A 23086-nucleotide genomic window follows, 5' to 3' on the forward strand; every position below is an offset into this window, starting at 1 on the left:
TCTCATCCGAGTGTCACTCCGAATCTCACGGCCCTGCGCAGAGCAAGAAGTTGCGTCTGGACGGCTACTGACGGAGTCGCTCCCCGTCGTGCGGGATGATCGAGCCATGTGTGCGGCAGAGCCCAGCGCTGAAGCAGTGCAGGGGCACCTCAACGGCGCCGACCTGGGCACCTACTCCCCTGATGAAGTGTCTTGCTCGTGCCCACTGGGCGTGCACGTGATCGGGGGGCGCACGCCTGCCGAGGCGATTCGTCAGGTGGCCTGGCACACGGGCTGGCAGGGGGACGCGGAGCGCTTGGCCGCTCTCGCGGCTGTCCACGGGGACGTGCGTCCTGCCCTCGCGGCATTGCTGGCTGTCCCGCGCCGTTGACGACCTGGATGGCCGGTGAACCGTGAGGACTCGTCGCGGTCACCTCGCGGGTGCGTGCAAGACGGCGAAAAGCAGCCCCGGTAGTGGACGGGACCCAGCCGCCCCTGCTTTCCGCCTGTGCGGCTCCCCGGAGCGATCGGGCGGGGGTGTCCCTGACTCGATCGACCTGCCTCAGGAATCAAGCGTTACAGGTGACCGGAGTGCCAGCGGAGTCCTACCGCACGCCTCGTGCTCGTGGAGGAACGCGGCGGCGTCGGCTCCGTCCCGCACGGGGCGCCAGAAGGCGATCGCGTGGGCTTCGGGAACGGTGAGTCCGGGGATCCGGCGGCCCTGATAGACGGCCTCATCCCGGACTCGCTTGCACGGCCAGCACGCGCCTGCGTAGGGCGCTTCCCAGTAGTCGGCGCTTTCCTCGTCCATCCACATGATGCAGTGATGGCCGTCATCGGAGTTGAACTCTGCGAGGACCAGCAGGAACGTGAGGGTGTAGGCGTCAGGAATCATCGCGGCTTCCGGTCATCCGGTCATCCGGCCAGGACTGCGATTCCGGTGACGGAGATACCGGCGAGCGCAAGCGGGGCGTAGAAGCCGAAGACCGACCACGATGTGTAGGTGTCCAGCCTCGACGCCTGGTCCTTGAACACGTTCTTGTCCATGGAGTACGGCGGGACCGTTCCCGCGACGACGCCGCTGTAGAGGCAGCGGAACAGTCGTTCTTCGTAGAGGTAGTACATGTCGAGGATCGAGAAAGAGATGATGATAGCCAGGCCCAGGAGGGCGAGGTACCAGCGCTCGACGACTGCGGAGAACCCGAATGCGGCTCCGGCGATAGTGAGGCTCCAGCCTTTGGCCGTTGCTGAAGACTGCGAGAGGCGGGCGATGACCGCTTGGACGAAGTCCAGGTGCTTCCTGCGGTCCTCGGCGTCGTAAGCCTGAGCGTCGGGGCTGCTGCTCATGGGGTGCCGTCCCGTCCCTCTGCGCCTGGAACAAGGGCGGTACGGATTCTGACTTGGGCGTCGTTCTTGTCGTCCTCGCTCCAGTGGGTTTCTGCTGGCCAGATGGGACCCATCGCGTCGTCGGTACGGCGGGGTACGACGTGGACGTGCAGGTGGAACACGCTCTGTGTGGCTGCCTCGCCGTTGGACTGGATGATGTTGAGACCGTCGATCGGGATCGCCGCTCGGATGGCGCGGGCGACGCGCAGGGTGGCGTCGGTCAGGTCGCGGGCGGTCTGGTCGTCGAGTGACCAGATGTCGGGGATGTGCTCGCGAGGGATGATCATGGTGTGCCCGAGGGTGGCCGGTTCGAGCGGGAAGAACGCGACGACTTTGTCCGTCCGGAGGACCTCGCGGGCTGGTTCCTCGTGGGTGACGATCTCGCAGAACGGGCAGTCCGGATCGTTGGTCACCGTCAGGGCCGCTTGTAGCCGCTGGCGATCCACGACTCGATGTTGTTCTTGATGCTGGCGTAGACCTGGGTGCTGTCGTAGCCCGTCGGGTTGTAGACGGGCACGAAGTCGGCGTAGGTCTGGTTGCTGTCGCTGAAGCCGAACTGGGAGAAGGGGTTCGCTCCGGCGGTGGAGGTCTGCCCGTCCTTGTCTTTGAGTCCGTGGATGTTGATTCCGAGGAGCGGCTTCCGGGATGCCCATGCCTTCTTGATTTCGTACTTCACCCACTCGCGGGACGCGGTCTGGGAGCCGATGAGGACGACGACGGCGCCCTTGTAGGCCATCTCCTTGTCGATCCAGTCCTGGACGGCCTGGGAGCCGCGTGCCTTCACGGCTTCCCAGTTCTGGGCGGGCAGGATTTCCTGCCCTTCGATGGCGCCCATCTGCAGGATCTGCTGGACCCGCCAGTAGTCGTTCTGGTAGTGGAAACTGACGAACGACGATCGGGCCATGCGGGTGCTCCTCTGCTCCGTACCGCCCTGCGGGCAGTGTGACGCTGACGGTCGGGACGCTAGAGCAGGGCACCGACAGAACTGGGCATCCCGAGCGCACAGCGGCTTGACCTGCCTGTTCGCGGGAGGGGCGAACCGCGCCCGTGCATGGCGTGCAGCCCCGCCCGTACTCATCCATGCTCGATACCGCGAGGTTCCTGTTCTCCTTGACCCAGCCGACCCCTTACGGGTGGGCGGTCGGAGGCGCGTCGGTAGACGGGTCCTCCGGGCGCTCAGTCATGCAGGGTGATCGTCTGCTCCGCGTCGACCGGATCGGCGCCGGAGCCGCTTGGCAGGGCTGGGCGGTCGGTTGGCTCCTCATCGCCCGTGGATTCACCTCTCACAATCTCGCTGACGACGGTCACCGTCTCCTGGGCGGCTTCTAATGCCAGCGTTGTCGCTTGCAACCCCGTGGTCAGGAGACCGAGTGCGACAACGAGCGTCCCGATGCGCGAGGTCCACTTCTTCGCCCAGCCCTGCGTTGCCGACGCTTCGGTGACTCGACCGACGACGGTGCGCGCCTCTCGAACGACCGGGGCGACACCGAAGGTGTCGATGTTGTCTAGCAGCCAGAGAACGTGCCGGATCTGGCCTGCAATCTCCTCCCGCGCCGATTGGGGGACATCGGCTGATTCGGCGAGTAGGTCGAGCCAGTCCTCCAGTTCTTGTCGGAGTCGAGCGACCGCCTCATCGGACGGATTAGCGGCTGCTCCGGGGAGACGGTAGGAGAGGATCTCGGCGATCGACCCGAGTTGATCGAGTGCAGCGTCGCTCAGGACCTGGCTGGGGCGCTGTTGGCTGCTCTGCCAGAGGTTCTGCCAGACGACGGCGCGGTACCACGCCGGGGCATAGCGCAGGGCTCGGTCCCGGTTCGGGTCACCCTCGGGCAGGCTGGATACCTGTTGGAGCAGCCCTTGGTACAGGCCAACAACCTCTGCGTGGCGCTGAGCCCACTCGACGCTTCCTTCGGGGGCACCGAGCACGTCGACCCACCCGTTGAGGACCGTGACTTGGCTGGATTGCCGAAACCGCATCAGCAAATCGTGAAGCGCATGCCCTGCCGTGGTCGGTCTTGCTTGACTCATCTTGCTCCCTGCGTTCCCCTCATGCGGTTCTCGATACGCCAGTGGACCCCTCGGCAGGGAGTCATGACCCGGTCACCTGTTTGAGTCCGACCCAGGATCCGGCGGCGTGCTTGACGTTGGTCTCGGTGGCGAATAGGTAGCGCCATTCGGCTTCGACTTCGCCGCTGTCGTTGACGTGACGGACCCAGCGTTCGGCGGCTTCTCGCTTCGCGAGGACGTCCTTGTCGTTGGCACGAACGTCGGCCTTGCCTTCGATGAGCCAGTGGACGCCGTCTGTGTCGATGGCGATGAAGTCCGGGATGTACCGCTGGTTGGCGCCGTAGTTGAGGTAGGCGCCGTAGTTGGGCAGGACGCGGACCCACCAGGTGATCTCGGGGGCGGAGTCGAGGAGGTCGGCGAGCCGGTATTCGGTGCTGTAGGCGTCGAAGGCGGCTGCGGGCAGGATGCTCTTGGTCCAGCCGGTGTAGGGCTTGCCGGGGACGAAGGTGGCCGCGTTCTGGACGGTGTACCGGTCGAGGGTCTCGGTGATCGACGGCAGGGTGCTGGGCGGGTAGCCGATCGGCTCGATCTTCTCGACGATGCCGCTGGGCCGGTTCTTGTGCTTCTCCCGGACCAGGTGGAGGAACGCGTCAGTGGCCGCCTGGACTCGACGCTGTGACCACTCGGCCGTCTCGGGATCGTCGACTCCGGCTCCCGCGAGGAACGCCCGGATGAGGCGTCGGACAGCGTTCTTCTCCTTCGTCTCCGGGATGACGAGACCGCTGCTCAGGACCTTGCCGGTCATCTCGGTGATGAGGTCGATGACCGGCAGCATCTCCTGGCTGGCGGCGATGTCTTCGGCCTGCTTGCGCGGCGTCACGTCGATCGCTTCACCTCGTCGCTCGGCGACGAGACCGACGCGGTCGAGCGGGCTGGCGATCTCGGACCGGTAGTTCAGCCCACGGAGTCGGGCGTCGTCATCGGCGACGTCGGAGAGGGTGAACGGCTGCGGCTGGATCTGCTTGTCCAGGCGCGGGAAGAGGATCCGGGGGGCGTCGGAGCGCGGGCTCATGTCCTGTTGCAGCAGCAGGACGGCAGCCTCAGCCTCCTGGGCGCGGTCCTCGAACTCCTGGAAGACGAGACCGACGCTGCCCTCGCTGTCGGCGGCACTGCCTCCTGCGGTGCCGATGCCTGCGATCGTCAACTGGCCGGTGCCGACGATCCCGTCGACGCGGGTCACGGGATCGGCGGCCTGGCCATCGCTCGGCGCCGCGAGGTTCTCGTCGCCGGTGATGCTGGCGGTGCCGCTGACCTGGCCCGTGGAGGTCTCGGCGACGACCTTCTCCGCGCGTTCCTTGAACGTCGCTTCCAGCAGCGCGCGGGCATTGGCGAGCAGGTCGTGGAAGCGCCGGTGTGAGAGGACCTCGACGCTGTCGAGCATGGGGACGCCGGTACGGGAGCCGAACGGCAGGCGCAGGCCCCGGCCGAGGATCTGCTCGGACAGCGCCTGGGACTCCAGTGCGCGGAGGGCACAGATGACGTAGATGTTCTTGACGTCCCAGCCCTCCTTGAGCATCTGCACGCTGACGATGGCCCGGACCGGGCTGGCAGGGTCTTCGACCTTGTCGAGAGCGGCGAGCGACTCGTCGGGCGACTCACTGGTGACGACGAGGACGGCCTCGTCGGAGCCGAGCATGTCCGGCCCGCGCAGTTCGGAGGCGACCTCATTGGCGTCGTCGATGCTCTCGCAGACGACGAACATGACCGGGTTGACCGGGTCGCAGTCCTGCTTGGCGCAGTACGCAACCAGCGCCTCGCGCTTGCGCTCCAGGAGCAAGAGGCCGTCGGCCAACTGGCGGCGCAGCGTGACCTGCCCGTCCTTTCGGGCCACCAGGACCGGGATCTTCACAAACCCGTCGGCGATGGCCGCGGCAAGCGGGTAGTTGTAGATGATCTGCTCGTCGGTGGTGTTCTCCGACGGGGTGGCCGTGAGCCCGATGAGCGCGAGCGGCTTGAGGTCCTTGACCGCGGCGGTGAACGCCTTGGCGTTCTTGCCGAAGTAGACGTGGTGCTCGTCGGCAATCACCACGAGGTCTGGCACCTGCTGGAGGTGCTCGTAGAGGCTGCCGCCGAGGTTCTCGTCGTGCTCGCGGACCTTGCGGGAGGTGTTCTGCGTGGGCTTGATCAACTGCTGGACGTTGAAGACGAAGACCTTGAGGCGGGTGTCGTCAGCCAGGGCGTGCGCGACCGCGCCACGGTCGAAGTCCTCGCTCGTGATCACGAGCGGGTTCGCCTCCAAGCCGGTGACGTACTTGGGGTGGCCGGGGGTGAAGTTGTTGACGGTCTTGCCGAAGACGGTTGTCCCCGGGGTGACGATCAGGATGTTCCGGACCCCGGACTCGTACAGGTAGTCCACGAGGGCTGCCGCGATGTAGGTCTTGCCGACGCCGGTAGCCAGATCGCAGACGCCGTCGAGCGGTTCGTCGGCTTCATCCAGGCGTCGGGCGACGGCTTCCAGGGCGGCCTTGTTGGGGGCACGCAACTGGAGCCGGGCTGCGACCTCTTCGATGAGGTCGGTGTCCATGGGGAGGAGGGTCATCGGGCGGCCTTCCCGTGAGAGCGCACGCGGAGCAGGTCTCGCGGTGCGGTGCGCAGGCGACTGCCCGGTGACAGGGTCCTGAGCCGGTCCTGGGCGTCTTCGGTCGCGGCCTTCGCCACCAGGGTGAGGCGCTCGCCCTCGGCGAGGTGGGAGACCAGGAAGTCGACCTCGGTGTCCCCGGCGACCCCGTCTACGACGGCCAGCCGCATGCGGCCCTTCCGTCCGCTGAACGGGCGGCTCTCCGCGCCGAGCCGCTCGTAGCCCAACTGTGCGCAGACGGCCTCAGCGAAGGCACCGTTGGTGGCCCACTCGGCGAGCAGGATGCCGCCGTCCTCGTCGGCCTCGAACATCGACGGCCCGACCTCCATGACCCGGAAGCCGCCGCCGCCCTGCCATCCGATCGATGCGGTGATGCCGCGGGGGTCCTCGTTGTTGACGACCTTCTCCAGGCGAGGACGCGTGTAGTCCGCCAGGTTCGTGGCGCTCAACTCTGAGGTGACCCATCGCCTGCCCATCTTGTGGGCGACCGCGGCAGTGGTTCCGGATCCGGCGAAGCAGTCCAGAACGATGTCACCGGGGTCGGTGGCGATGTGGATGACGCGCTCCAGTAGGCCCTCGGGCTTGGGCGTGGCGAACGCGGGCAGGTCGGGGAACATCTTGCGCAGGTGGTCGCGCTTGGCGGTCATGTTGCTGCCCACTTCGGAGGCGAGCCACAGGGAGCGAGGAACCACCCCGCCCTGCACCTCGGACAGGTAGCGCTTGACGATCGGCATACCGTCGCCGTCCTTGCCGAAGTACACGCGGTCCTCGGCCAGTGCACGGTCGAAGTTCTCCCGCGAGAACCGCCAGAAGACGCCCTTCGGCGGCACCACCGTCCGGCCAGATGGCAGCGTGACCTCGTAGCGCAGTGCGTCGGACCCGGAGCGAGCCGTGCTGTCTGCCCCTTGGAGCCACGGCCCCCGAGGGTCGTTGTCGGGGTTGCGGTAGCGCTTCTCCTGCTCCGGCGTGCGCGGCAGGAGGTTGCGCTGCTTGCGCCAGATGCTCTTGTCCTTGGCGACAACCAGGATGTAGTCCTGCACGGTGCTGATGTCGGTGTCGTTGCGGCGGCCCGCGTCGGTCTCCCACACGACCGTTCCGACGTAGTTCTGGCGACCGAAAACCTCATCCAGGATGACGCGGCAATAGGCCATTTCGGAGTCGTCGAGATGCAGCCACAGGCTGCCGTTGTCAGCGAGCAGTTCGTGGATCTGCGTAAGCCGGTCGCGCATCTGAGTGAGCCAGACGCTGTGTTCGACAGCATCGTTGTAGTGCTCGAACATCTGCCCGGTGTTGAACGGCGGATCGATGTAGGCGAGTCGGACCTTGCCGCGATACTCGGCCGCGAACTCCGGCAACTCCTTCAAGGAAGTCAGCGCATGGAGGGCGTCACCGCGGATGAGCAGGTTGTCCTTGGCACGCTCGGCGTCCTTGCGGGTCTCACCCACCGTGGCGATGTCGTGGAGCAGCCGGACCTCGCTGACACGGTAGTCATCCGGCGTCGTCCACTCGTAGGTGTCCTCGCCGTGCGAGAGCAGCCGCTGGTCCTTGTTGGTCCAGGTCAGTTCGAGTTGGCCCTTGAGGCGCTGGTTGCGGATCGTGCTCACGAAGTCCTCGCGCCCGCCGTGGCCTGCTGCACTGTTCCGCCGTCCCTTCGAAGGCCAAGCGCCTCCACGGGCGCCCCGTACAGGAGTATCGGCCGACGCAGGCCGCTCCTGTCCCTGATCATGTAGGTCGACTACGACAGTCCACGGCCTGGTCCAATGGGACACATCCTGCCTGCGCCACTCCGGCGGGGGCGTGGAGCAGTGCGGGCGCGCCGCGCTGCGACCCCGACCAACGGAGCCGAGCGCGGCGGTTCGAGCCAACGAAGGCTGGCTCGAAGGTTCGGGCCGTCGGTCATCCGGTCCGAGCCCCCCGCAGGGTCCGAGGGTGCTGTCATCACCTTCGGCCCCATGGTCGAGCCGACGTCGCCGGTCCGACGGGCCGGACGGTATCCCGCGTCACCGACAAACCGCGCGGAGTGAGCGTCGCGGTCAGGCGGTCCGGGGTTGCTGCCTGGCTGGCTGGGGCCGGGCGACGTGGGGCGGGAGAACGTCTCCGTTGAGGATGCCGCTGGAGATGGCGGCGTCCAGTTCCTTGGCGCTCCACATGAGGTTGTCGAGCCAGACCGGATCGCGGCCTTCCTGCTGAAGCACGTGGTAGTGGCGGGAGGCGCGGGCTATGTGCGTGGCCATGGCGGCGGCTCGGACGCCGATCTGCCGTAGCGCCTCCCGAGGCACCAGGACCATGCCGTTCGGGACGACCGGGGCGGTCGGGGCTGCGGCGGAGGCTGCTTCGGCGGCTTCGCGCTCGGCCTGGCGGCGAAGCCGCTTCAGCAGCGGATTGCGCTGCCGGATGTGCTCGGGGCAATAGGCGGAGGTCGGACCGGAGGCGGCGGTGGTGTCGCAGCACCGGCACCAGCGGGTCTTGTCGGCGGCGACGCGGGCGAGGACGGTACGGCGCCCGATCTCCTCCAGCGAACGGATCGGTTCGCCCTGCGAAGGCCGCGAATCGAGCGGTATCGAGTCGTCGAGTGGCACACCGGCCTGCCTGATCGTCACTGCGCAAGTCCTCTCGTCGTTCCGTCCGGACACGTCGAGTGCCATGAAAGTGCCGTCGAGTGCCACTTCGGCTTATTGCTGGACGGTCCACAGCCCCCTCTCCCCCTAAATGACCACCGGACCTGCGCGTTCGCGGATAACTGCCATCGACAGGCTTCCATCCGGGCGCGCGCTCGTTTCGTCGAGTGCCGTCGAGTGCCACCTGCTCGGACGGTCCACGTGGCACTCGATGGCACTTTCACCGTTACGTGTCTGATCCGGGCGATTTCCTGTTGGCCGTCAGCGATCCCGCTGACTTCACAGATACGCAGGAGTCACAGATGGTCAAGCACTTCACGGTCCGCGACGGATTGCCGTTCACGTTCGAACTGGCCCGCACCGAGATGCCGGTCGCCCACGGCAGCCACCTCGCGCGCTATTGGCTGTACACGCTGGTGGACATCCACCTGGGCGTGCTCATCGACGCCATGGTCAGCAACCCCGCGATGTCCTACCCGCCGAAGGACGGATCGGTCTGGGAGTTGCTCGACTTCGTCGGAGAAGACACGGAACTGCTGACGATCAGCATTCCGGATTCTTCGGTCTTGAGCGACGACGAGTTGGCCACCCTGCCCTGGGGTGAGGAGATCCGCGTCGTGCGTCGCAGCCCCGATGCACGACTGCACCCGGTGCACGAGGCGGCAATCGGGGTGCTGCTGGGTGGGCCCGACCTGCATGCCGACCCCGAGACGTTCGACAACTGGTTCGAGCACGCACTGGAGGAACTTCGCTCGTACAGCCAGTTCGAGCACACCTTCAGCAGGCAGGCCGTTGTCGGCCACCGGCTGAACGCCTCGTACCGGCAGGCCAGGACGGGGGATCCGAACGACGAGCACAGCGGACACGACTTCGACCCGTGGTGCTGCGGGCTGATCCGGCTGCAGGCGCTTCAGGTGCCGAGCCTGGCTGCGGCGTCGCCGAGCATGGCGCTGACCCCCTCTGTCGCCGAGAAGGACGCCTGATGACTACGAGCATCAGCACGCCGCTGGACTCGGGGCACGACGACGACGCGGCGCGGCGGGTCTACCTCGCCCGGGGGAAGCCTGCCTCCGGAGACATGGCGCATGCCGTCCAGGACATTTACGGTGCGCCTCAGTTCGAAGCCATTTTTGAGACGGAAAGGGGGCACGGCGATGCGATCAACAGGATTCATGCGCTGGTTTCACATTCGCATGGGCGGGCTCATACCCCTGCCCTGACGCCTCCCCATTCGCCTGATCAGTCAGGTCAGGGGCGCCCACCCGTCTATTTGAGCGGAGCGCCCATGACCCCCCATAGCAACAACTCAGAATCCCCCGCCCTCTCCGTTCCGCGGCTGACCATGCAGGCGCTCTACGCCCGCGCCGGACTGCCCGTCCCCATCTACAGCGACAAGCCCACCCAGACTCACGACAGCCGGGCGTGGGACAGCAAGATCGGTGTCCTGACCCACACGATCGCCGGGCGGCTGGCCTCCAGCGCACAGACTCTCGACGGGCGCGCCCTTCGCGTGCTGATCGCCGAGACCGTCGGCGCAACGGTCAAGGACCGGTCCCTCGGCCGGTTGGACAGGGCCCGGATCCGGGTGACCGGTATGGCCACGCAGTACCTGACGCACTTCATGCCGCCCAGCCCCGCGGTGTTCCTGGGCGCCGAACTGGCAGCCGGAGGCGGGCGCGTCGACCTCGCCTGGGACGACCCGGAAATGGGTGTCTTCTTCGACGAGATCAAGACCTGGCGGCACGTGCAGGCGACGCTCGACGAGGACACCTGGACACAGGTTCACCGCTATCTCGACGCGGGCATCGCCGCGTACGGCGACCGGTTCGCCGGGGTTCGTGTGATCACGCTGAGCCACCTGCGCTCCTGCATCTACGTCAGTCCGCAGGGGTTGGTGGAGTCGCTGCACAACTCGCCGCTGGCTCCGGTGGCGTTCGGCACTAAGGCTGCGGCATGACCGGCTCCCGGCGCCTGGACGCCGCGCGGTCCCACCGCGAGGGCGCGTCGGCTCGGGCGACACGGCGTCGGCCCAGTTGGTCGGACCGGCAGGCCGCCGTCGCGCAACTGCGCCGCCTGACCGCGGAGGGCCGCCCGCTCGGCGCTCACGTCAAGGCCGTCGCAGAGAAGTGGGGCGTGTCTCCGCGTGCCGTCTACACGTGGCTCAAAGACCCCCGGCTCGCCGACGGCACCCCCAAGCCCGAGCGGAAGCGGTTCGAGCCGACCGTCGAGCACCTGACCGTGGTCGCGCAGGAACAGGACATGCACTCCGCCCACGGCCTGCTGGAGGAGGCGGGCCTGATCACTTGCTCGTACGAGACGTTCGCCCGCGCCATGCGGGAGCGCACGAACCCGACCCTGCTTGCTGCCGCGCTCGACGGATACCCGGGCCTGGTCAACAACCGGGCCTACCTGTCCTGGACTGCGCCGCACCGCAATCACACCTGGCACCTGGACCACACGATCATGGACTTGTGGGTGTGGCCGTCCCACAAGCACCGGTCTCCGATCAGGCCACAGGTGACCGTCGTGGTGGACGGCTACAGCAGCCTGCTGCACGCGGTGCCGTGGAAGACACACGTGAACGGCGACATGGTCGCCGCAGCGCTGGTCGAGTTCGGCACCGAACGCGACTACCTCGGAGTCACCGTCGGCGGCCAACCCGAACAGGTCGTCTGCGACAACGCCGCCCAGCACTTCGGCCCGAGCATGCGGGAAGGCGTTCAGCGGCTCGGTTGGATTCTCGCACCGACCGCCGCCTACTCCTCCTGGCAGAACGGGATCGCCGAGCGCGCCCTCGGGCTGCTCAACAAGCGGCTCGCGAACCGTGCACCCGGCGCCACCAACGCCGGGAAGATCCGCACCGGAGCCTCCCGGCATGCCGCCAAGTTGCCCGAAGACACCAAGCCGGAGAACGTCTTCGGCTGGTCGGTTTTCGCTGACCTCTTGCAGGACACCGTCAACGAGATCAACACGACGATCCGGATGAAGAAGCACGGCCGGACCCGGCTCGACGCTTTCGCCACCGACCCGACCGAACAGCGCCATCTCGATCTCGTCGAGTACCGCACGTCCCTGATGACCAGCGGTGACCTCACCTACGTGTGGACGAAGAACGGCCTCAACTTCGACGGCAACTCGTACTTCGGCACCGGTCTGAAGTATGGACACCGCTACCTCATCCGTTACCTGCCGACCAACCGCGACTTCATCGAAGTCTTCGACCTCGACAATGAGTGGGTCTGCCGGGCGACCAGGGCCGACCTGATGACTCGCGAGCAGGTTGCGCCGTTCTTGGCCGAACGCGCCGAAACGGAACGCGAGTTCCAGGCCATCGAGAAGGGTGTCATTCACTACCGCCACCAGATCGCGGCAGGCAGCCAGGCCGGAGCGACCTACGGCCACGAAGACACCTCCTACGACGGCAGCGAAGATCGCGCCGCGTTCGTGAACCGCCACGACTCCGAGCCGACGGCGGTAGAGCCCATCGCCCTCGCGGAACCGACCGACTCCGATGAGGTTTCGGAACCGAAGAAGCCGCGGGCGCGGTCGCCCCGCAAGAGCACCGGAAGGCCACCGGCGCCACGGGTCCCGGCGACGTCTCCCGCGAAGGAGGACGACGCGGCGCGGCAGGCGACCGCGCGGCTGGCAGCGAAGTACGGCAGCGCGCTGCCTCCCCAGGCGCTCACGGCAGCCGACACGCAGCGCTCGACCGACGCTTGCGCTCGCCCAATCAACAGCAGCGGCGCCAGCGAGGCACTCACCCAGGACGAAGAGGAGCACCAGTGACCATCGCCTCCCAAGGCGTGCTTCGGCATCAGACCGTCGCGCTCGGCCTGGAGACAGAACTCGTACAGACGCCGTTCTTCGCCGACGGGTACGTGACCGCGCAGGCGGTCCTCAGCGGGAACGACATCGTCGCCTTCGACGGCCCACCCGGCACTGGGAAGACCACCTGCGCCCGGTATGTCGCCCAGAACGCGGACCGTCCGTGCGCTGTCGTCACGATGCCCGGCAACCCCCGGCCGCTGGACCTGCTGCGGTACACGCATCTGGCTCTCACGGGGATTCAGCACACCGGCACCCGCGTACAGATGCAGGACGATCTTCTGCGGCTCTTTCCAGCCTGGGGAGGCATTCTCATCGTCGATGAGTTGCAGAACACGAAGCCGCACGCGTTGCAGGAACTCGTCTGGCTCTACGAAGAGAGCAGCCACGCATTCGGGCTCGGAGTCGTCGGAACCGGCGTCCTCGCTGCAACCCAGAAGCACCCCCAGTTGCACAGCCGGATCATGGGCGAGGTCACGTTCGCGGCCCTGCGCGGCACTGAACTGATCGATGCGGTGCAGCGCCTCGATGTCCGCTTCGCCGCGACCCCCACTCGACTGCTCGCACAGCACAACGAAGCGGCGTGCGCCGGTCTCCTGCGCCGCTGGGTCCAAACCGTCCGCTGGCTCAATCGATTCGACGTCTCTGGCGCGGTCACGGCCGACGACTTCGCGCAGATCCGCCGCAAGTTGCCGCGCCAAACTGCTGAGACCGAGTCCTGAAGGAGGCTAGTTCGAATGCCGTTCCTGGTTCCGCTTCCAGCGAGTCGATCCAGTCGTGCGCTTTTGCCGCCGACCGACCCGAGCACGGGTGTCGTCACGTTCACTGCACGCCCGACCAAGCACGCCTGGGTGATCGGCCAAGACCTGCTCGCCGCGCTCGGCATCAACCACGACGTCTACGGGTCCGGTCGTCGCCATGGTGAAGACCTGGAGTACGCCCGCGCTTGGCTGACCGCCCACGATGTCCGCCTGGTGATCATCCGGCACGCCGACACCATCCCCAGCAGCGAGACCCTCGACGACCTGGAGCATCTCTCCTCCAGCGTCGGGGCCAGCCTCGTACTTACCTGCGACGACACCGTCGGGGAGAACCTCGCTGACTGGGTCGCCGCGCGCGGAGGCACGGTCACCGACCTCTCGGCGCTCACGAGCCTGATCGCAAAGACGGCACGAACCCCGGACGAGGTTCGGCCAGACGCACCCGTTGACTTCCCGCAGTACCTGCCGCGGACAGACTTCTATGCCTTCCGCGCCCGACTACGGGACGTCCTAGATCCGGAGCAGTTCAGTCTGGTCGACCGGCTGTACCGCGCCACCTTCCACGCCATCGCCAACAAGCCACCGGCGACCCCGGAAGAAGCCGCGGCGACGCTCACAGCGCTCATCGCTCAACACCGCACCCCTGGACAAGCGCTGACCATCGCTCGCGCGGCCCAGGCCGCCCTCTTCACCCACGGACTGTTACTCAAGGTCAGTGTCGACACGCTCCTCCACGGCACTTCCGCCGCCGAGCACCGCCGCATGACGCCCGCCGAGATCCGCTCGCTGCGCGCCTACCGGACCGCCTGGCGCTCCGCCGCCGCCGTCCTCTACGACGCCAACCTCAGCAAGCAACAGATCCACGCCGTCCGCCTCGATCAAGTAACTCCAGACGGGGACCTCACCGGCGTCGACCATCTCCCCCTGCTCGACGACGCCAAGGTGTACCTCCGCGCACAGCGCAACTACCGACTGATCACCGGCGCGACGGCCTCCGATTTGCTGATAGCCGAGTCGCGCGCGTACGTGACCTATGCCCTGCGTCGCCTCGGCGCCGAACTGAACCTCCCCGCGCCTAGCAACCATGTCCCTTCGGAGGCGAGGAAGACAGACCGCTGGCAGGACAGCCTCGGGGTCGCACTCCTCCCCCTCGTGGGAACCAGGCTGGCCGGAGTTCCGTCCACCGACTCACAGACCGGGGAGGCAGCATGACCGCCACCGTCCCGGTCAACGGTGCCGCGCTCCGTGAGCGCCTACTCAGCGCAGGACTCAGCGACCGCGCCTACGCGAACCGGTCCGGCCTCGGTGACAGCGCCGTCCGCGGCATGCTGCTCCGCGACGAAGTGAACGGCAGCGTCAGCATCGCCGACATCCGCCGCGCCGCGACCGAAGCAGGCATGTCCATGGGGGACCTCTTCGACGCCACTGCTACCGACGAACCCGACGACACCCCCAGTGACGATGTCGCCGTCCTCGCTCAGGTCCTCAACAGCCAGAGGCAGATGCACCCGGAAGACCGGCTCGCGCAAGCCCTCGGCTGGCAGGCTGATCGGCTCCGCTCTGCCATCACCGGCCTCGATGCCCGCCTCAACCCGATTGGCCTACGCATACACCGCAACAGCATGGGCGTCTGCATCCGCGCCGATGACAAGCGCGCCACACACGCCGTCAACCGCCTGAACTCGTACAAGGACGCCGACGACGGGCTCCACCAAGGCACCGCACGAGTCCTCTACGCCGCCTACCGCGGCACCCTCTCGGCGACCGACACCTCCACCGATCGCATGATGCAACTCGGCGCGCTCGCGAACCGCGGAGCCATCACGGTCAGGACCGGCGTCGGAGACCGCGTGCAACTCACCGCCGACACCGCCTACGCCTTCGACGTCAGCCGGTGATCAACGACCAGCAGGCTCGCCCGGGGGGCTCGCCTCAGTCGTCCTCTTCAGAGGTGCCCAGCACGGCCGCCGCGATCTGGTCAGCCATCTCCTCGATGTCGAACTCGCCGGTGCTCAGGGCTCGCTTGTCGGCAAGCGAGGGGCTGTACCCGCGGACTTGCTCAGCACTGACTTCGTGCCAGATAGGCAGCATGGACTGCTCCCCTGCGACGGTCCTGGTCACCAGACCGTCAAGTTCCAGGTTGGTCCAACCCTTCGCGAAGAACGACGGGGACAACACGACGACGCCGTACCGGCTCGACCTGATGCCCTCGTCGATCTTGCGGCGAAGACTGTCGCCGATCTTGATTTCGGTCTTATCGAGCCAGACTGTCACCCCGCGCTCGGTCAGTGCATTCCGCAACGGCAGCGCGACCGACGCCTTGTCCTCAGTGGCATGAGACAAAAAGACGTCCCATGTCTGGCCTCCAAGGACATCACCCTGCGGCTCGATGGGTTCGCGAACCAGCACATCGGCAGCAGGGCTGTCGTGCTGCCGCAGCGTGGGGAGATTTCCCCGCGGCGGCGCTTGGACTTGAACGCCAGCGCGGACGCTGCCCCGGTGGCCGCCGAGGTCAACCACCACCACCCATCGCCCACTGCTAGGGATCGGGATGCGGGCTGGAGACTGCTTGGCTAGTCCGCCGTGGTAGCGGTACTGCCTACCGGACTTGTAGGACTGGTAAGCCGACGACGTCATGAGTTGGACGTTGGCCTGCTTGTCCAGGGTGACGACCGCGGTCGCCCCCTTCTTCTGCTACCCCAGGTCGTAGTAGAGGTGCTGCATGACCCGTCTACCGCTTGTCGCGGGGTGGGTACGGGTCGTTGCCTGGCGCCACGGTGTCGGAGTCACGAATGGCGCCGTCGCGGCCGTGGATGCGGACTTCGCCACCACCGGCCCGACCGACGATCTCCTTGGCGCGCGCGATCGCCTGCGCCTGCGTGTCAGCGTGCGCGCTTGAACGCTCGGCCCCGGGCTTCTTGACGTCCCAACCGCCGGTCTTACTCGGCACGACGTGGCGCCGGTTGTCGTTACTCATGAGTGCCCTTTCCGTACGTGAACGGGAGCAGAACGCCGAGGGGCGAAGTCCATCTTTGGACTTCGCCCCTCGGTTTCTTACGTCATTGCTGCCAGCAGGCGCCGTGCACTATTCATGACAGCACCGTGCACTATCGCTGACAACGTCATGCACTATTCGTGACAATGCTGCGCACTACTCGTGACAGCCGTCATCAGCTGAGAAAACTCACGTGAACGAGACCGCAAACGAGACTGTAATGATCTTTCCCCCGGCCTGACTGGAGCCGTTTGCTCAGGTCAGCAACCCGTTCATCCAACATACGCGACCCGACTACGGCTGAAGGGCCGCGCCGCCTGGCCGACAGCCATGCGGTTGCTGAATAGACGCTGCTGAGGGCTCCTCGACACCTTCAGCGACTGGCGCCACGACAACGGCACCAACACCCAAGCCACCGGCGGACGAGCCCTCGTAAAACGCAACATCGGTCAGGGCGGCGAGACGCAGTTCGTCTGGGAGGAGTTCGAGCACACCAACCGCGTGTCGGCGCGCTGGATTTTCCAGTGAGAGGTGATGCGCCGCTTCGCCGGAGCGCTGGGAGTTGCCCCCACAGACGCAGCCAAGTTCGACGCTCTCATCGGGTTCAACAGCCCTGCCTACCACCAGGTCCTGAACCTGGCCCACCAGGGCGTCGACACCTCCATCGACAGCGTCCTGCTCAAGCAGAAGCGCCTCGATCCCTACGAAGTCGGCGACGTCCTGAACCGTCTGCACAGCATGGTGCCGTTCCAGAACAGCCTCCACGAGGGCTACAGCGACCTCAATAATCTGGAGAGAGCCTTCGCCAAGGCGCTGGACGCCACCGACTACGACTGGTTGCCGCAACCCCAGCCGCAGCGGTTACGGGATTCCCCTCATCACCTTCGGAGCCACGAAGACGTTCTACCCAGACTTCCTCGTCTTGCTCGACGGCGATGTGTACGCACTCGACACCACAGCGCCCCACCTGCTCAAGGAGAAGACCGGCCGCAAGTTACTCTCCATCATCCCGCCCAAGGGCAACGCCGGTCGTCTCTGGGTCCGCTTCGTCTCCCCGGAAACTGGAACAAGGACGTCGAACAACTCGACCAGACCGGCTACACCGTCTGGAGCCTCAAGCAAGACAACAGCCTCCGCGCCACCCACGTCGAAGACCTCGAAGAGAGCGTCACCCAGGCCCTCAAGCCGCTGTAGCCCCGCGGGTACCGGTGCGCGGAACGCGCGTCCCACCTACTCACCCTGACCTTCGCGCCGTCACGGCCCCATCAATGTCGGACCCTTCGCCTACCGTCGGCGGACGCCCGTGGGTGCGGGTCCTGACGGAAGGGTGAGACGTGCGGCTCCAGGAGTTCCGGGTCCAGAACTACAAGCGCATCGCGGACACCGGATGGGTAAGCGCTCGCGACCTGACCGTCCTCGTCGGCAAGAACGAGGCAGGCAAGTCCGCGATCCTGCGCGGCCTGTCCAAGGTCAACCCGTCGGACGGGGAGAAGTACGACGGTCTCCGCGAGTTCCCGCGCAGCCGGTACAGCGACGAGTACGACGAGGACGCGCCGGTGGGCAGCGTCCGTTTCCTCCTGGACGACGACGAGCGAGAGGCCCTGGCTGAGCAGTCACCGCTGCTCGCCGAGGTCAGGAGCGTCGAGGTCACCCGCAAGTACGACAACACCTACCTGGTGGGCTTCACGCCACACCCGGGACAGAGTGCCGTGGAGGCTCATCGATTCCGGACTGTCGCGGTGGGCGCCCTCGACGCCTTCTCCGAGTCGTTCGCGCCCGACGGGAAGGGGGAGGAGTTCGGCCCGCTCAAGGAGTCGCTCACCGAGGACCTGTCCACCCGAATCCAGTCACTCCCGACCACCGGCTGGGCCACGACGGACGGCATCGAGGGACTGCTGAAGGTCGTCACCTCCAAGATCACCGAGCAGTGGCACCAGACCGCCCTGGCGCCGCTGACGGGTGCGCTCCGACCCCTGCTGGCCGAGGCCCGCAGCCGGGCAGGACTGCCCACGGCCCGCTCATGGGTCGTGAACAACATGCCGCAGTTCATCTACTTCGACCGGTACGACGTCCTCGACAGTGCGATCCACATCCCGACGTTCATCTCACAGTTGAGCAGCGCTCCCAACCAGCCGCGGGTCCGGACGACCAGGTGCCTGTTCCAGCACGTCAACCTCGACCCCAAGCAACTGCACGACCTGATCCCGACGGCCCCGCAGCCTCACAACCCTCCGGCGCACGAGGAACTCCAGCGGCGGGCCGACGAGCGCGCAATCCTCACGTCATCCGCAGGCGAGGCAATGACGCGCAGGTTCAGCGAATGGTGGCTCCAGCGCCGACACCGCTTCCAGTACCGCCTCGACGGTGAGTTCTTCCGCGTCTGGGTCTCCGATGACCTTGACCCGAGCCCGATCGAACTCGATCAGCGCAGTCAGGGCATGCAGTATTTCTTCTCGTTCTTCCTGGTCTTCCTCGTAGAGGCCGAGGGTCAGCACGCCAACAGCATCCTGCTGCTCGACGAGCCGGGGAACTCACTCCACGGCACCGCTCAGGCGAAGATCATCGAGTTCCTGCGGAAGATCAGCGCCGACAACCAGGTCATCTACAGCACCCACTCGCCGTTCATGATCGACGGCGACCACCTGGAAGAGATTCGCCCGGTCTGGGAAGACCCGACGACCGGCACCACCAAAGTCTCCGAGGATGTCTGGCCGAAGGACAAGGACGCCCTGTTCCCGCTTCAGGCGGCTCTCGGCTACACGATCGCCCAGTCCCTGTTCATCTCCCGCCGCCAGGTCCTGGTCGAGGGCATGACCGACTACTGGATTCTCAAGGCCCTCGACACGGCGCTCGCGATGACCGGCCGGACCGCGCTCGACCCTGACGTCGTCCTCACTCCCGCAGGAGGGGCGTCCAAGATGGTCCCGCTGGCCAGCATGCTCGTCGGTCACCAAGTGCGCGTCGCCGCACTGCTCGACGGCGACGACTCAGGTCGCAGAGAGGGCGGCAAGGTCGAGCGGGCCCTCGGCTTCGAGAACCGGACGATCTTCGTGGCCGACCACACCCACGACCAGAACCCGACCGGCGAGATCGAGGACCTCTTCCCCGACGACTACTACCTCGCCGCGATCAAGGACGCCTACGGCTCCGGCGACTACCGGTTCAACGCCGACGAGAAGGCGATCCCCAACATCGTCGATCGCGCCACGGCCATGTACGCGCGCAAGGGGAAGGGTGACTTCGAGAAGTGGAAGGTCGCCCGTGCCCTCTCCGACCGCATCATGGCTGAGCCGAAGAAGGTGCCCGCCGAGACGCTGGACGCCGCCGCCGCGATCGCGGTCGCCCTGAACACGATCACCACGACGGAGTAGCGGACCGAGGGCTGTCAATCGTTGCCGTACTCGCGCTCGTAGTAGTCAGCCGGATCGCCGATGTCCTCGAACTCCGTCGGCAAGCCAGAGGCTTCGACGAGTTCATACCGGTCCAAGATCAGGTGGCAGTTCTCGCACGCGAAGTAGTCAGCGGAGACCGTCAGGCGGGCCCAGACGTCGTAATCGTCGTAGGAGACCCGTTCCCCTGTGATCTCGTAGGAGGTCACGTCCTCGCCTTCGAGCCTGCCGACGTCGTCGCAGGCAGGACATCTGGCCTCACCTGAGTGAGATAGGCCAGCAACGGCGTTGAAGGCATTCCACTCGACCTCCATGCGGGCGTTCATGCGTCCGGCGGTATGAAGCGTCAGGCGCTGCTTCGCCCGCTCGATCAGCGCAGTGAGCCGCTCCTGGATGTGTTCGCGGTTCCGCTCCAGGTGGTCTTCGACGACAGACACCCGGTCCGACCCGACGAGGTCCTCGATCTCCTTGTCCTGGGCGGTGAGCAGGATGATCGCCTGCGCCCAGAACCGGGGCCACCAAGCCTCAGCGGGAAGGGGAGTGAGGGTGGCCGCGCCACCATGGAGGTACTCGTTCCGTCCCACCGCGATGGTGGTTGCTTCCTTCAGGCTGAAGGGGTGGAACGCCCTGGCGCACCGCGTGAACACCGTCTTGGCTGGAACGGAATGGAAGGACGCCTGCCCCTCAACTAGGCCACTCGCGATCAAGAGGTTCGTGCCCTCCTCGTTCGGCGTGGCGATCAAGAGCGGAGAGACACGCGCCAACGCCGCCTTTGCCAGCAGTTCGAGCGAGAGAGACGCCCAGAGCGCCTGCTCGTCGAAGGACCTCGGCGGATCGCTGTCCATCGCGCGACTCATGAACAAGCGAGCCTTCATCCAGAGCGCTTCTTCTGCGTACGGCGCCGTCATCGCTTGCTCCTGACGAGGTACGCGACCCGCGTGAGGGCCCTGTCGCCGTCGGCGGCGCTTACGGCAGCACGGGCATGTAGAGCCCGTCGGTTGTCGATCACCAGCACCTGATCGGGCTCCGTCCAGTGATGGGAATATGCGTTGGCTGCGACCGACTCGAAGTAGCCGACTGCCTCTCGTGCCCGCTGGTCACAAGGACTCATGCAGCCGGGGTCGTAGCGCCACCCCTCGGCATCGCGTGCCGCGGCCAGAAAGCGCTCCTTCCCACTGCTCACCATGAACAGGCCAGCGCGCAGCCCAGGCTGCTGCGGAATCACCGGGTAGTCCGGATTGGTCGCAGCCGCATGAAGGCTCCACACCCGCGTAGGCGTCCCATTCGGCCTGGACGCGTGTAGCACCAGAAAATCCGGCGGGACAGGGAGGTGGGCCCCGTCAGTGTGGAGGGGCTGTTCGCCTAGCCCATGCGTTGCGCTCAACGAGCGAGGATGAGCGTCCTCGGACGGCGTAGGCCGGAGCACGCTGACGCCCGGGTCGCCCTTTCGAGTCGCCACCTCGACCCAACCCCGGGCGTCGGCCTGCACGAGCACGCTGCCTAGCCGCATCGAGCCAACAGCCCAACCTGACCGCCTCGCACACTCGGTCAGTTCGCTGAGGTCGGTCATCGGTCTCCACTCTGCGCAGGTCGCGCCCTCATCCTGTCGCACCTGCGGCAGGTGAGACGGGGCGGCGGTGACCGCCGATCGGCCTGCAACGTGCGGATTCTTGCCCCCGTGGCCCAGATAGATACGTCCTAGGGAGGGCGCCGAATAAAGGGAGTGGTGCCGAAGGTCTTGAAGCACCGTCGCATCGCAGGACTCCTGCTGACCCACTTGCGCGACGTGGTTCCCGAAATGTCGGAGGGCGCGGGCATGCTCCGGGCCGCAGCACCACTTGCCGTGAGTCCAGTCGGCTGACGGCTCTGAACTTCGAAGAGGAGACCCTTGTGAATCCGTACGGCATTCAGCTCCGACAGCCTCTGCCCGGCGACATCATCGGCAACAAGATCACGATCGCGGCCATCGGCACCGCCTTCGAGGCCAGCTACGGCTGGCACCTCGTCAACGGCGACACCACCGTTGACAAGGGCTACTTCCAAGGCGGTTCCATGGGTTCACTGGAGTCCTTCGTCCACCAGGCCGATGTCTCCACCGACTACTCCGGGCGTGCCGTCCTGCGAGTCTTCGGCGACGACCCGTCCGGGGAGTCCGAGGGGACCGACCTGGTCGAAATCCCCGTGGTGGTGCTAGCCGGGGTCACCGGCTACCCGGTTCACCAGGTCATGGCCGAAGAGACCCTCACCAGGCTCGCCGAGCAGTACAACTCCACGGTCGACAACATCGTCCTGGCCAACAGCCTGGCCGACCCGGACAGGATCCGTGTCGGTCAGGTGCTTCGCATCCCGGTCTGAGCGCACCTGGTCGGCCGTCACTCGACGGCCGGCCAGAGCACCCAGGCGGGGTGTTCGTGGCGGCCTACACCGAACCGGCAGGTGGCAGCTAGGGACGCCGGTGCCGCCCACCGCACGACCCCGATTGACCGCAGAGGCCCACTTCGGGCGCGCTTGTGCAGAAGGATCGACGCATGTCCTTGGTTCGGGTACCGCGAAAGCAGCACACCGTCTCCCGGGTGCTCCTACGCAGGTTCGCGAAGGGCGGGACGCTCACCGCGTATGACCGGCAGAAGGATGTCCTCACCCAAAAGGGTCCCGGCGGCGCCTTCTGGGTGGAGCACTTCGACCAGCATGATCCTCTGGGTGCGGAGGAGAGAGCCGGTGCGGTTGAGTCCCGGGTGCCGGAGGTCTTGGCCCGGGTCGACGGTCGCACTGTCCTCGACGACGACGATGCTGTTTCCGCTCTGATCGACCTGATGGCCTTGCATTGGGTGCGGAGTCCGGCTGTGCGCATGGCACATGAGCGGGTGAAGGCTGCGGTCGTCAGCAGCAGTAAGCGCAGACTCGCCTCGCAGGAAGCCCTGCTGAGTCTTGCATTCACTCAGCGCACCGGGTTGCACGCAGCGACTCGCGGTGAGCTTGAGTGGATGAACGAGCAGATGCACGAGATCGAACCAAAGCTCGCCGAGGAGTGGTGGAGCGACCGCTTGATTCTGAACTTTCGGTCCGCTCGGCAGATTATGGGTCGACACTCGCTGCAGGTAGGCTACTTTGATGAGCCGGTTCTTGTGATCGGCGATTCGCCGGTCATTGTGCGCAATGCTGACGGGTCAGGGTTGGGACCACATCAGGGCGTAGCGTTGGGGGACGCCTCGGAGATTTGTATGCCCATCGGCCCGCAGGTGCTTATCGCTCTCGGTCCAGCATCGGGAACTGTTCAGTTCGATTCGGCCGCGGCTGACCGATTCAATGAGATGCAGGCACTGTCGTTCGTGCGCTGGCTCGGCGCTGCACCGTCAAGTCCCGCCGAATCATGGATGCAGGAGCGACTCCGGCCTGCGCGAACGTATGGTCCGCATTAGCAGTCAGTAGCGGTCGCGAGCGCTCGGCCTCTCCATCGGTGCCAGCCCGCATGGACAGGCGCATCGATG

General features: G+C 66.3%; 22 protein-coding genes and 1 pseudogene. 10 read left to right on the plus strand and 13 right to left on the minus strand.

What is annotated here, in order from left to right:
• Positions 1 to 541 precede the first annotated feature (541 nt).
• From E9549_RS05385 to E9549_RS05420, 8 genes are all read right to left on the minus strand, one after another.
• Positions 542 to 874, minus strand: coding sequence for a hypothetical protein (locus tag E9549_RS05385; RefSeq protein ID WP_236825514.1), 333 nt, complete (start codon positions 872 to 874; stop codon positions 542 to 544).
• Positions 875 to 894: 20 nt separating this feature from the next.
• Positions 895 to 1326, minus strand: a complete 432-nt coding sequence (locus E9549_RS05390; RefSeq protein ID WP_236825515.1) for a hypothetical protein — start codon at positions 1324 to 1326, stop codon at positions 895 to 897.
• A complete protein-coding gene (locus E9549_RS05395; RefSeq protein ID WP_236825516.1) occupies positions 1323 to 1811 on the minus strand; it encodes an HIT family protein in 489 nt (162 codons plus the stop codon). Before E9549_RS05395 ends, E9549_RS05390 begins: the two co-directional genes overlap by 4 nt.
• The gene (locus tag E9549_RS05400; RefSeq protein ID WP_236825517.1) at positions 1781 to 2269 is read right to left on the minus strand and encodes a TIR domain-containing protein; all 489 of its coding nucleotides are present in this window, start codon (positions 2267 to 2269) and stop codon (positions 1781 to 1783) included. The genes E9549_RS05395 and E9549_RS05400 overlap by 31 nt, the downstream gene beginning before the upstream one ends.
• 272 nt (positions 2270 to 2541) lie before the next feature.
• On the minus strand, positions 2542 to 3342 hold the full coding sequence (locus E9549_RS05405; protein ID WP_236825518.1) for a hypothetical protein: 801 nt from the start codon (positions 3340 to 3342) through the stop codon (positions 2542 to 2544).
• 112 nt (positions 3343 to 3454) lie between these two features.
• Positions 3455 to 5956 carry a DEAD/DEAH box helicase gene (locus tag E9549_RS05410; RefSeq protein ID WP_236825519.1) on the minus strand — a complete coding sequence of 834 codons (2502 nt, stop codon included), beginning with the start codon at positions 5954 to 5956 and terminating at the stop codon, positions 3455 to 3457.
• Between the two features lie 11 nt (positions 5957 to 5967).
• Complete coding sequence (locus tag E9549_RS05415) at positions 5968 to 7614, minus strand: site-specific DNA-methyltransferase (RefSeq protein ID WP_236825520.1); 1647 nt, start codon at positions 7612 to 7614, stop codon at positions 5968 to 5970.
• 429 nt (positions 7615 to 8043) lie between these two features.
• Positions 8044 to 8610: a hypothetical protein gene (locus E9549_RS05420; RefSeq protein ID WP_236825521.1), complete on the minus strand. Its 567-nt coding sequence runs from the start codon at positions 8608 to 8610 to the stop codon at positions 8044 to 8046.
• A gap of 320 nt (positions 8611 to 8930) precedes the next feature.
• Between E9549_RS05420 and E9549_RS05425 the strand changes: the two genes are divergently transcribed.
• Genes E9549_RS05425 through E9549_RS05450 form a run of 6 tightly spaced genes read left to right on the plus strand, consistent with a single transcriptional unit; the run spans position 8931 to position 15112 of the window.
• Positions 8931 to 9611, plus strand: a complete 681-nt coding sequence (locus E9549_RS05425) for a hypothetical protein (protein WP_236825522.1) — start codon at positions 8931 to 8933, stop codon at positions 9609 to 9611.
• Positions 9611 to 10585: a hypothetical protein gene (locus E9549_RS05430; RefSeq protein WP_236825523.1), complete on the plus strand. Its 975-nt coding sequence runs from the start codon at positions 9611 to 9613 to the stop codon at positions 10583 to 10585. Before E9549_RS05425 ends, E9549_RS05430 begins: the two co-directional genes overlap by 1 nt.
• Positions 10582 to 12414, plus strand: a complete 1833-nt coding sequence (locus tag E9549_RS05435) for a DDE-type integrase/transposase/recombinase (protein WP_236825524.1) — start codon at positions 10582 to 10584, stop codon at positions 12412 to 12414. The genes E9549_RS05430 and E9549_RS05435 overlap by 4 nt, the downstream gene beginning before the upstream one ends.
• Complete coding sequence (locus E9549_RS05440) at positions 12411 to 13175, plus strand: ATP-binding protein (protein ID WP_236825525.1); 765 nt, start codon at positions 12411 to 12413, stop codon at positions 13173 to 13175. Before E9549_RS05435 ends, E9549_RS05440 begins: the two co-directional genes overlap by 4 nt.
• A gap of 15 nt (positions 13176 to 13190) precedes the next feature.
• Complete coding sequence (locus tag E9549_RS05445; protein ID WP_236825526.1) at positions 13191 to 14426, plus strand: hypothetical protein; 1236 nt, start codon at positions 13191 to 13193, stop codon at positions 14424 to 14426.
• Positions 14423 to 15112 carry a hypothetical protein gene (locus E9549_RS05450; RefSeq protein WP_236825527.1) on the plus strand — a complete coding sequence of 230 codons (690 nt, stop codon included), beginning with the start codon at positions 14423 to 14425 and terminating at the stop codon, positions 15110 to 15112. Before E9549_RS05445 ends, E9549_RS05450 begins: the two co-directional genes overlap by 4 nt.
• A gap of 34 nt (positions 15113 to 15146) precedes the next feature.
• On the opposite strand, the gene E9549_RS23190 is transcribed toward E9549_RS05450, so the two are convergent.
• From E9549_RS23190 to E9549_RS05460, 3 genes and pseudogenes are all read right to left on the minus strand, one after another.
• Positions 15147 to 15623 (minus strand): toll/interleukin-1 receptor domain-containing protein, encoded by a 477-nt coding sequence (locus E9549_RS23190; RefSeq protein ID WP_308113087.1) that lies wholly within the window; start codon positions 15621 to 15623, stop codon positions 15147 to 15149.
• A 63-nt stretch (positions 15624 to 15686) separates the two neighbouring features.
• Positions 15687 to 15890, minus strand: a pseudogene (locus E9549_RS23195) (DUF1883 domain-containing protein); the annotation flags it as partial.
• A gap of 55 nt (positions 15891 to 15945) precedes the next feature.
• Positions 15946 to 16191 (minus strand): DUF2188 domain-containing protein, encoded by a 246-nt coding sequence (locus tag E9549_RS05460; RefSeq protein WP_236825529.1) that lies wholly within the window; start codon positions 16189 to 16191, stop codon positions 15946 to 15948.
• A 552-nt stretch (positions 16192 to 16743) separates the two neighbouring features.
• On the opposite strand from E9549_RS05460, the gene E9549_RS05465 reads away from it, so the two are divergent.
• Both E9549_RS05465 and E9549_RS24025 read left to right on the plus strand, forming a co-directional pair.
• A complete protein-coding gene (locus E9549_RS05465; RefSeq protein WP_236825530.1) occupies positions 16744 to 17403 on the plus strand; it encodes a hypothetical protein in 660 nt (219 codons plus the stop codon).
• A gap of 140 nt (positions 17404 to 17543) precedes the next feature.
• Complete coding sequence (locus tag E9549_RS24025) at positions 17544 to 19580, plus strand: AAA family ATPase (protein WP_236825531.1); 2037 nt, start codon at positions 17544 to 17546, stop codon at positions 19578 to 19580.
• A 14-nt stretch (positions 19581 to 19594) separates the two neighbouring features.
• On the opposite strand, the gene E9549_RS05475 is transcribed toward E9549_RS24025, so the two are convergent.
• Positions 19595 to 20506 carry a hypothetical protein gene (locus E9549_RS05475; protein WP_236825532.1) on the minus strand — a complete coding sequence of 304 codons (912 nt, stop codon included), beginning with the start codon at positions 20504 to 20506 and terminating at the stop codon, positions 19595 to 19597.
• Positions 20503 to 20823, minus strand: a complete 321-nt coding sequence (locus tag E9549_RS24030; RefSeq protein WP_236825533.1) for a TauD/TfdA family dioxygenase — start codon at positions 20821 to 20823, stop codon at positions 20503 to 20505. Before E9549_RS24030 ends, E9549_RS05475 begins: the two co-directional genes overlap by 4 nt.
• 665 nt (positions 20824 to 21488) lie before the next feature.
• On the opposite strand from E9549_RS24030, the gene E9549_RS05485 reads away from it, so the two are divergent.
• On the plus strand, positions 21489 to 21953 hold the full coding sequence (locus E9549_RS05485) for a LysM peptidoglycan-binding domain-containing protein (RefSeq protein ID WP_236825534.1): 465 nt from the start codon (positions 21489 to 21491) through the stop codon (positions 21951 to 21953).
• A gap of 173 nt (positions 21954 to 22126) precedes the next feature.
• A complete protein-coding gene (locus E9549_RS05490; protein ID WP_236825535.1) occupies positions 22127 to 23017 on the plus strand; it encodes a DUF4238 domain-containing protein in 891 nt (296 codons plus the stop codon).
• The last annotated feature ends 69 nt before the right edge of the window (positions 23018 to 23086 follow it).

Origin of the sequence: Blastococcus sp. MG754426, assembly GCF_021699055.1 — a bacterium.
Taxonomy (GTDB): Bacteria; Actinomycetota; Actinomycetes; order Mycobacteriales; family Geodermatophilaceae; genus Blastococcus.

What these genes read in the sequence shown, in the direction of transcription:
- E9549_RS05385 (WP_236825514.1), bottom strand. Translation starts at nt 874, where the DNA reads ATGATTCCTGACGCCTACACCCTCACGTTCCTGCTGGTCCTCGCAGAG.
- E9549_RS05390 (WP_236825515.1), bottom strand. Translation starts at nt 1,326, where the DNA reads ATGAGCAGCAGCCCCGACGCTCAGGCTTACGACGCCGAGGACCGCAGG.
- E9549_RS05400 (WP_236825517.1), bottom strand. Translation starts at nt 2,269, where the DNA reads ATGGCCCGATCGTCGTTCGTCAGTTTCCACTACCAGAACGACTACTGG.
- E9549_RS05405 (WP_236825518.1), bottom strand. Translation starts at nt 3,342, where the DNA reads ATGCGGTTTCGGCAATCCAGCCAAGTCACGGTCCTCAACGGGTGGGTC.
- E9549_RS05410 (WP_236825519.1), bottom strand. Translation starts at nt 5,956, where the DNA reads ATGGACACCGACCTCATCGAAGAGGTCGCAGCCCGGCTCCAGTTGCGT.
- E9549_RS05425 (WP_236825522.1), top strand. Translation starts at nt 8,931, where the DNA reads ATGGTCAAGCACTTCACGGTCCGCGACGGATTGCCGTTCACGTTCGAA.
- E9549_RS05430 (WP_236825523.1), top strand. Translation starts at nt 9,611, where the DNA reads ATGACTACGAGCATCAGCACGCCGCTGGACTCGGGGCACGACGACGAC.
- E9549_RS05435 (WP_236825524.1), top strand. Translation starts at nt 10,582, where the DNA reads ATGACCGGCTCCCGGCGCCTGGACGCCGCGCGGTCCCACCGCGAGGGC.
- E9549_RS05445 (WP_236825526.1), top strand. Translation starts at nt 13,191, where the DNA reads ATGCCGTTCCTGGTTCCGCTTCCAGCGAGTCGATCCAGTCGTGCGCTT.
- E9549_RS05450 (WP_236825527.1), top strand. Translation starts at nt 14,423, where the DNA reads ATGACCGCCACCGTCCCGGTCAACGGTGCCGCGCTCCGTGAGCGCCTA.
- E9549_RS05460 (WP_236825529.1), bottom strand. Translation starts at nt 16,191, where the DNA reads ATGAGTAACGACAACCGGCGCCACGTCGTGCCGAGTAAGACCGGCGGT.
- E9549_RS05465 (WP_236825530.1), top strand. Translation starts at nt 16,744, where the DNA reads ATGCGCCGCTTCGCCGGAGCGCTGGGAGTTGCCCCCACAGACGCAGCC.
- E9549_RS05475 (WP_236825532.1), bottom strand. Translation starts at nt 20,506, where the DNA reads ATGACGGCGCCGTACGCAGAAGAAGCGCTCTGGATGAAGGCTCGCTTG.
- E9549_RS05490 (WP_236825535.1), top strand. Translation starts at nt 22,127, where the DNA reads ATGTCCTTGGTTCGGGTACCGCGAAAGCAGCACACCGTCTCCCGGGTG.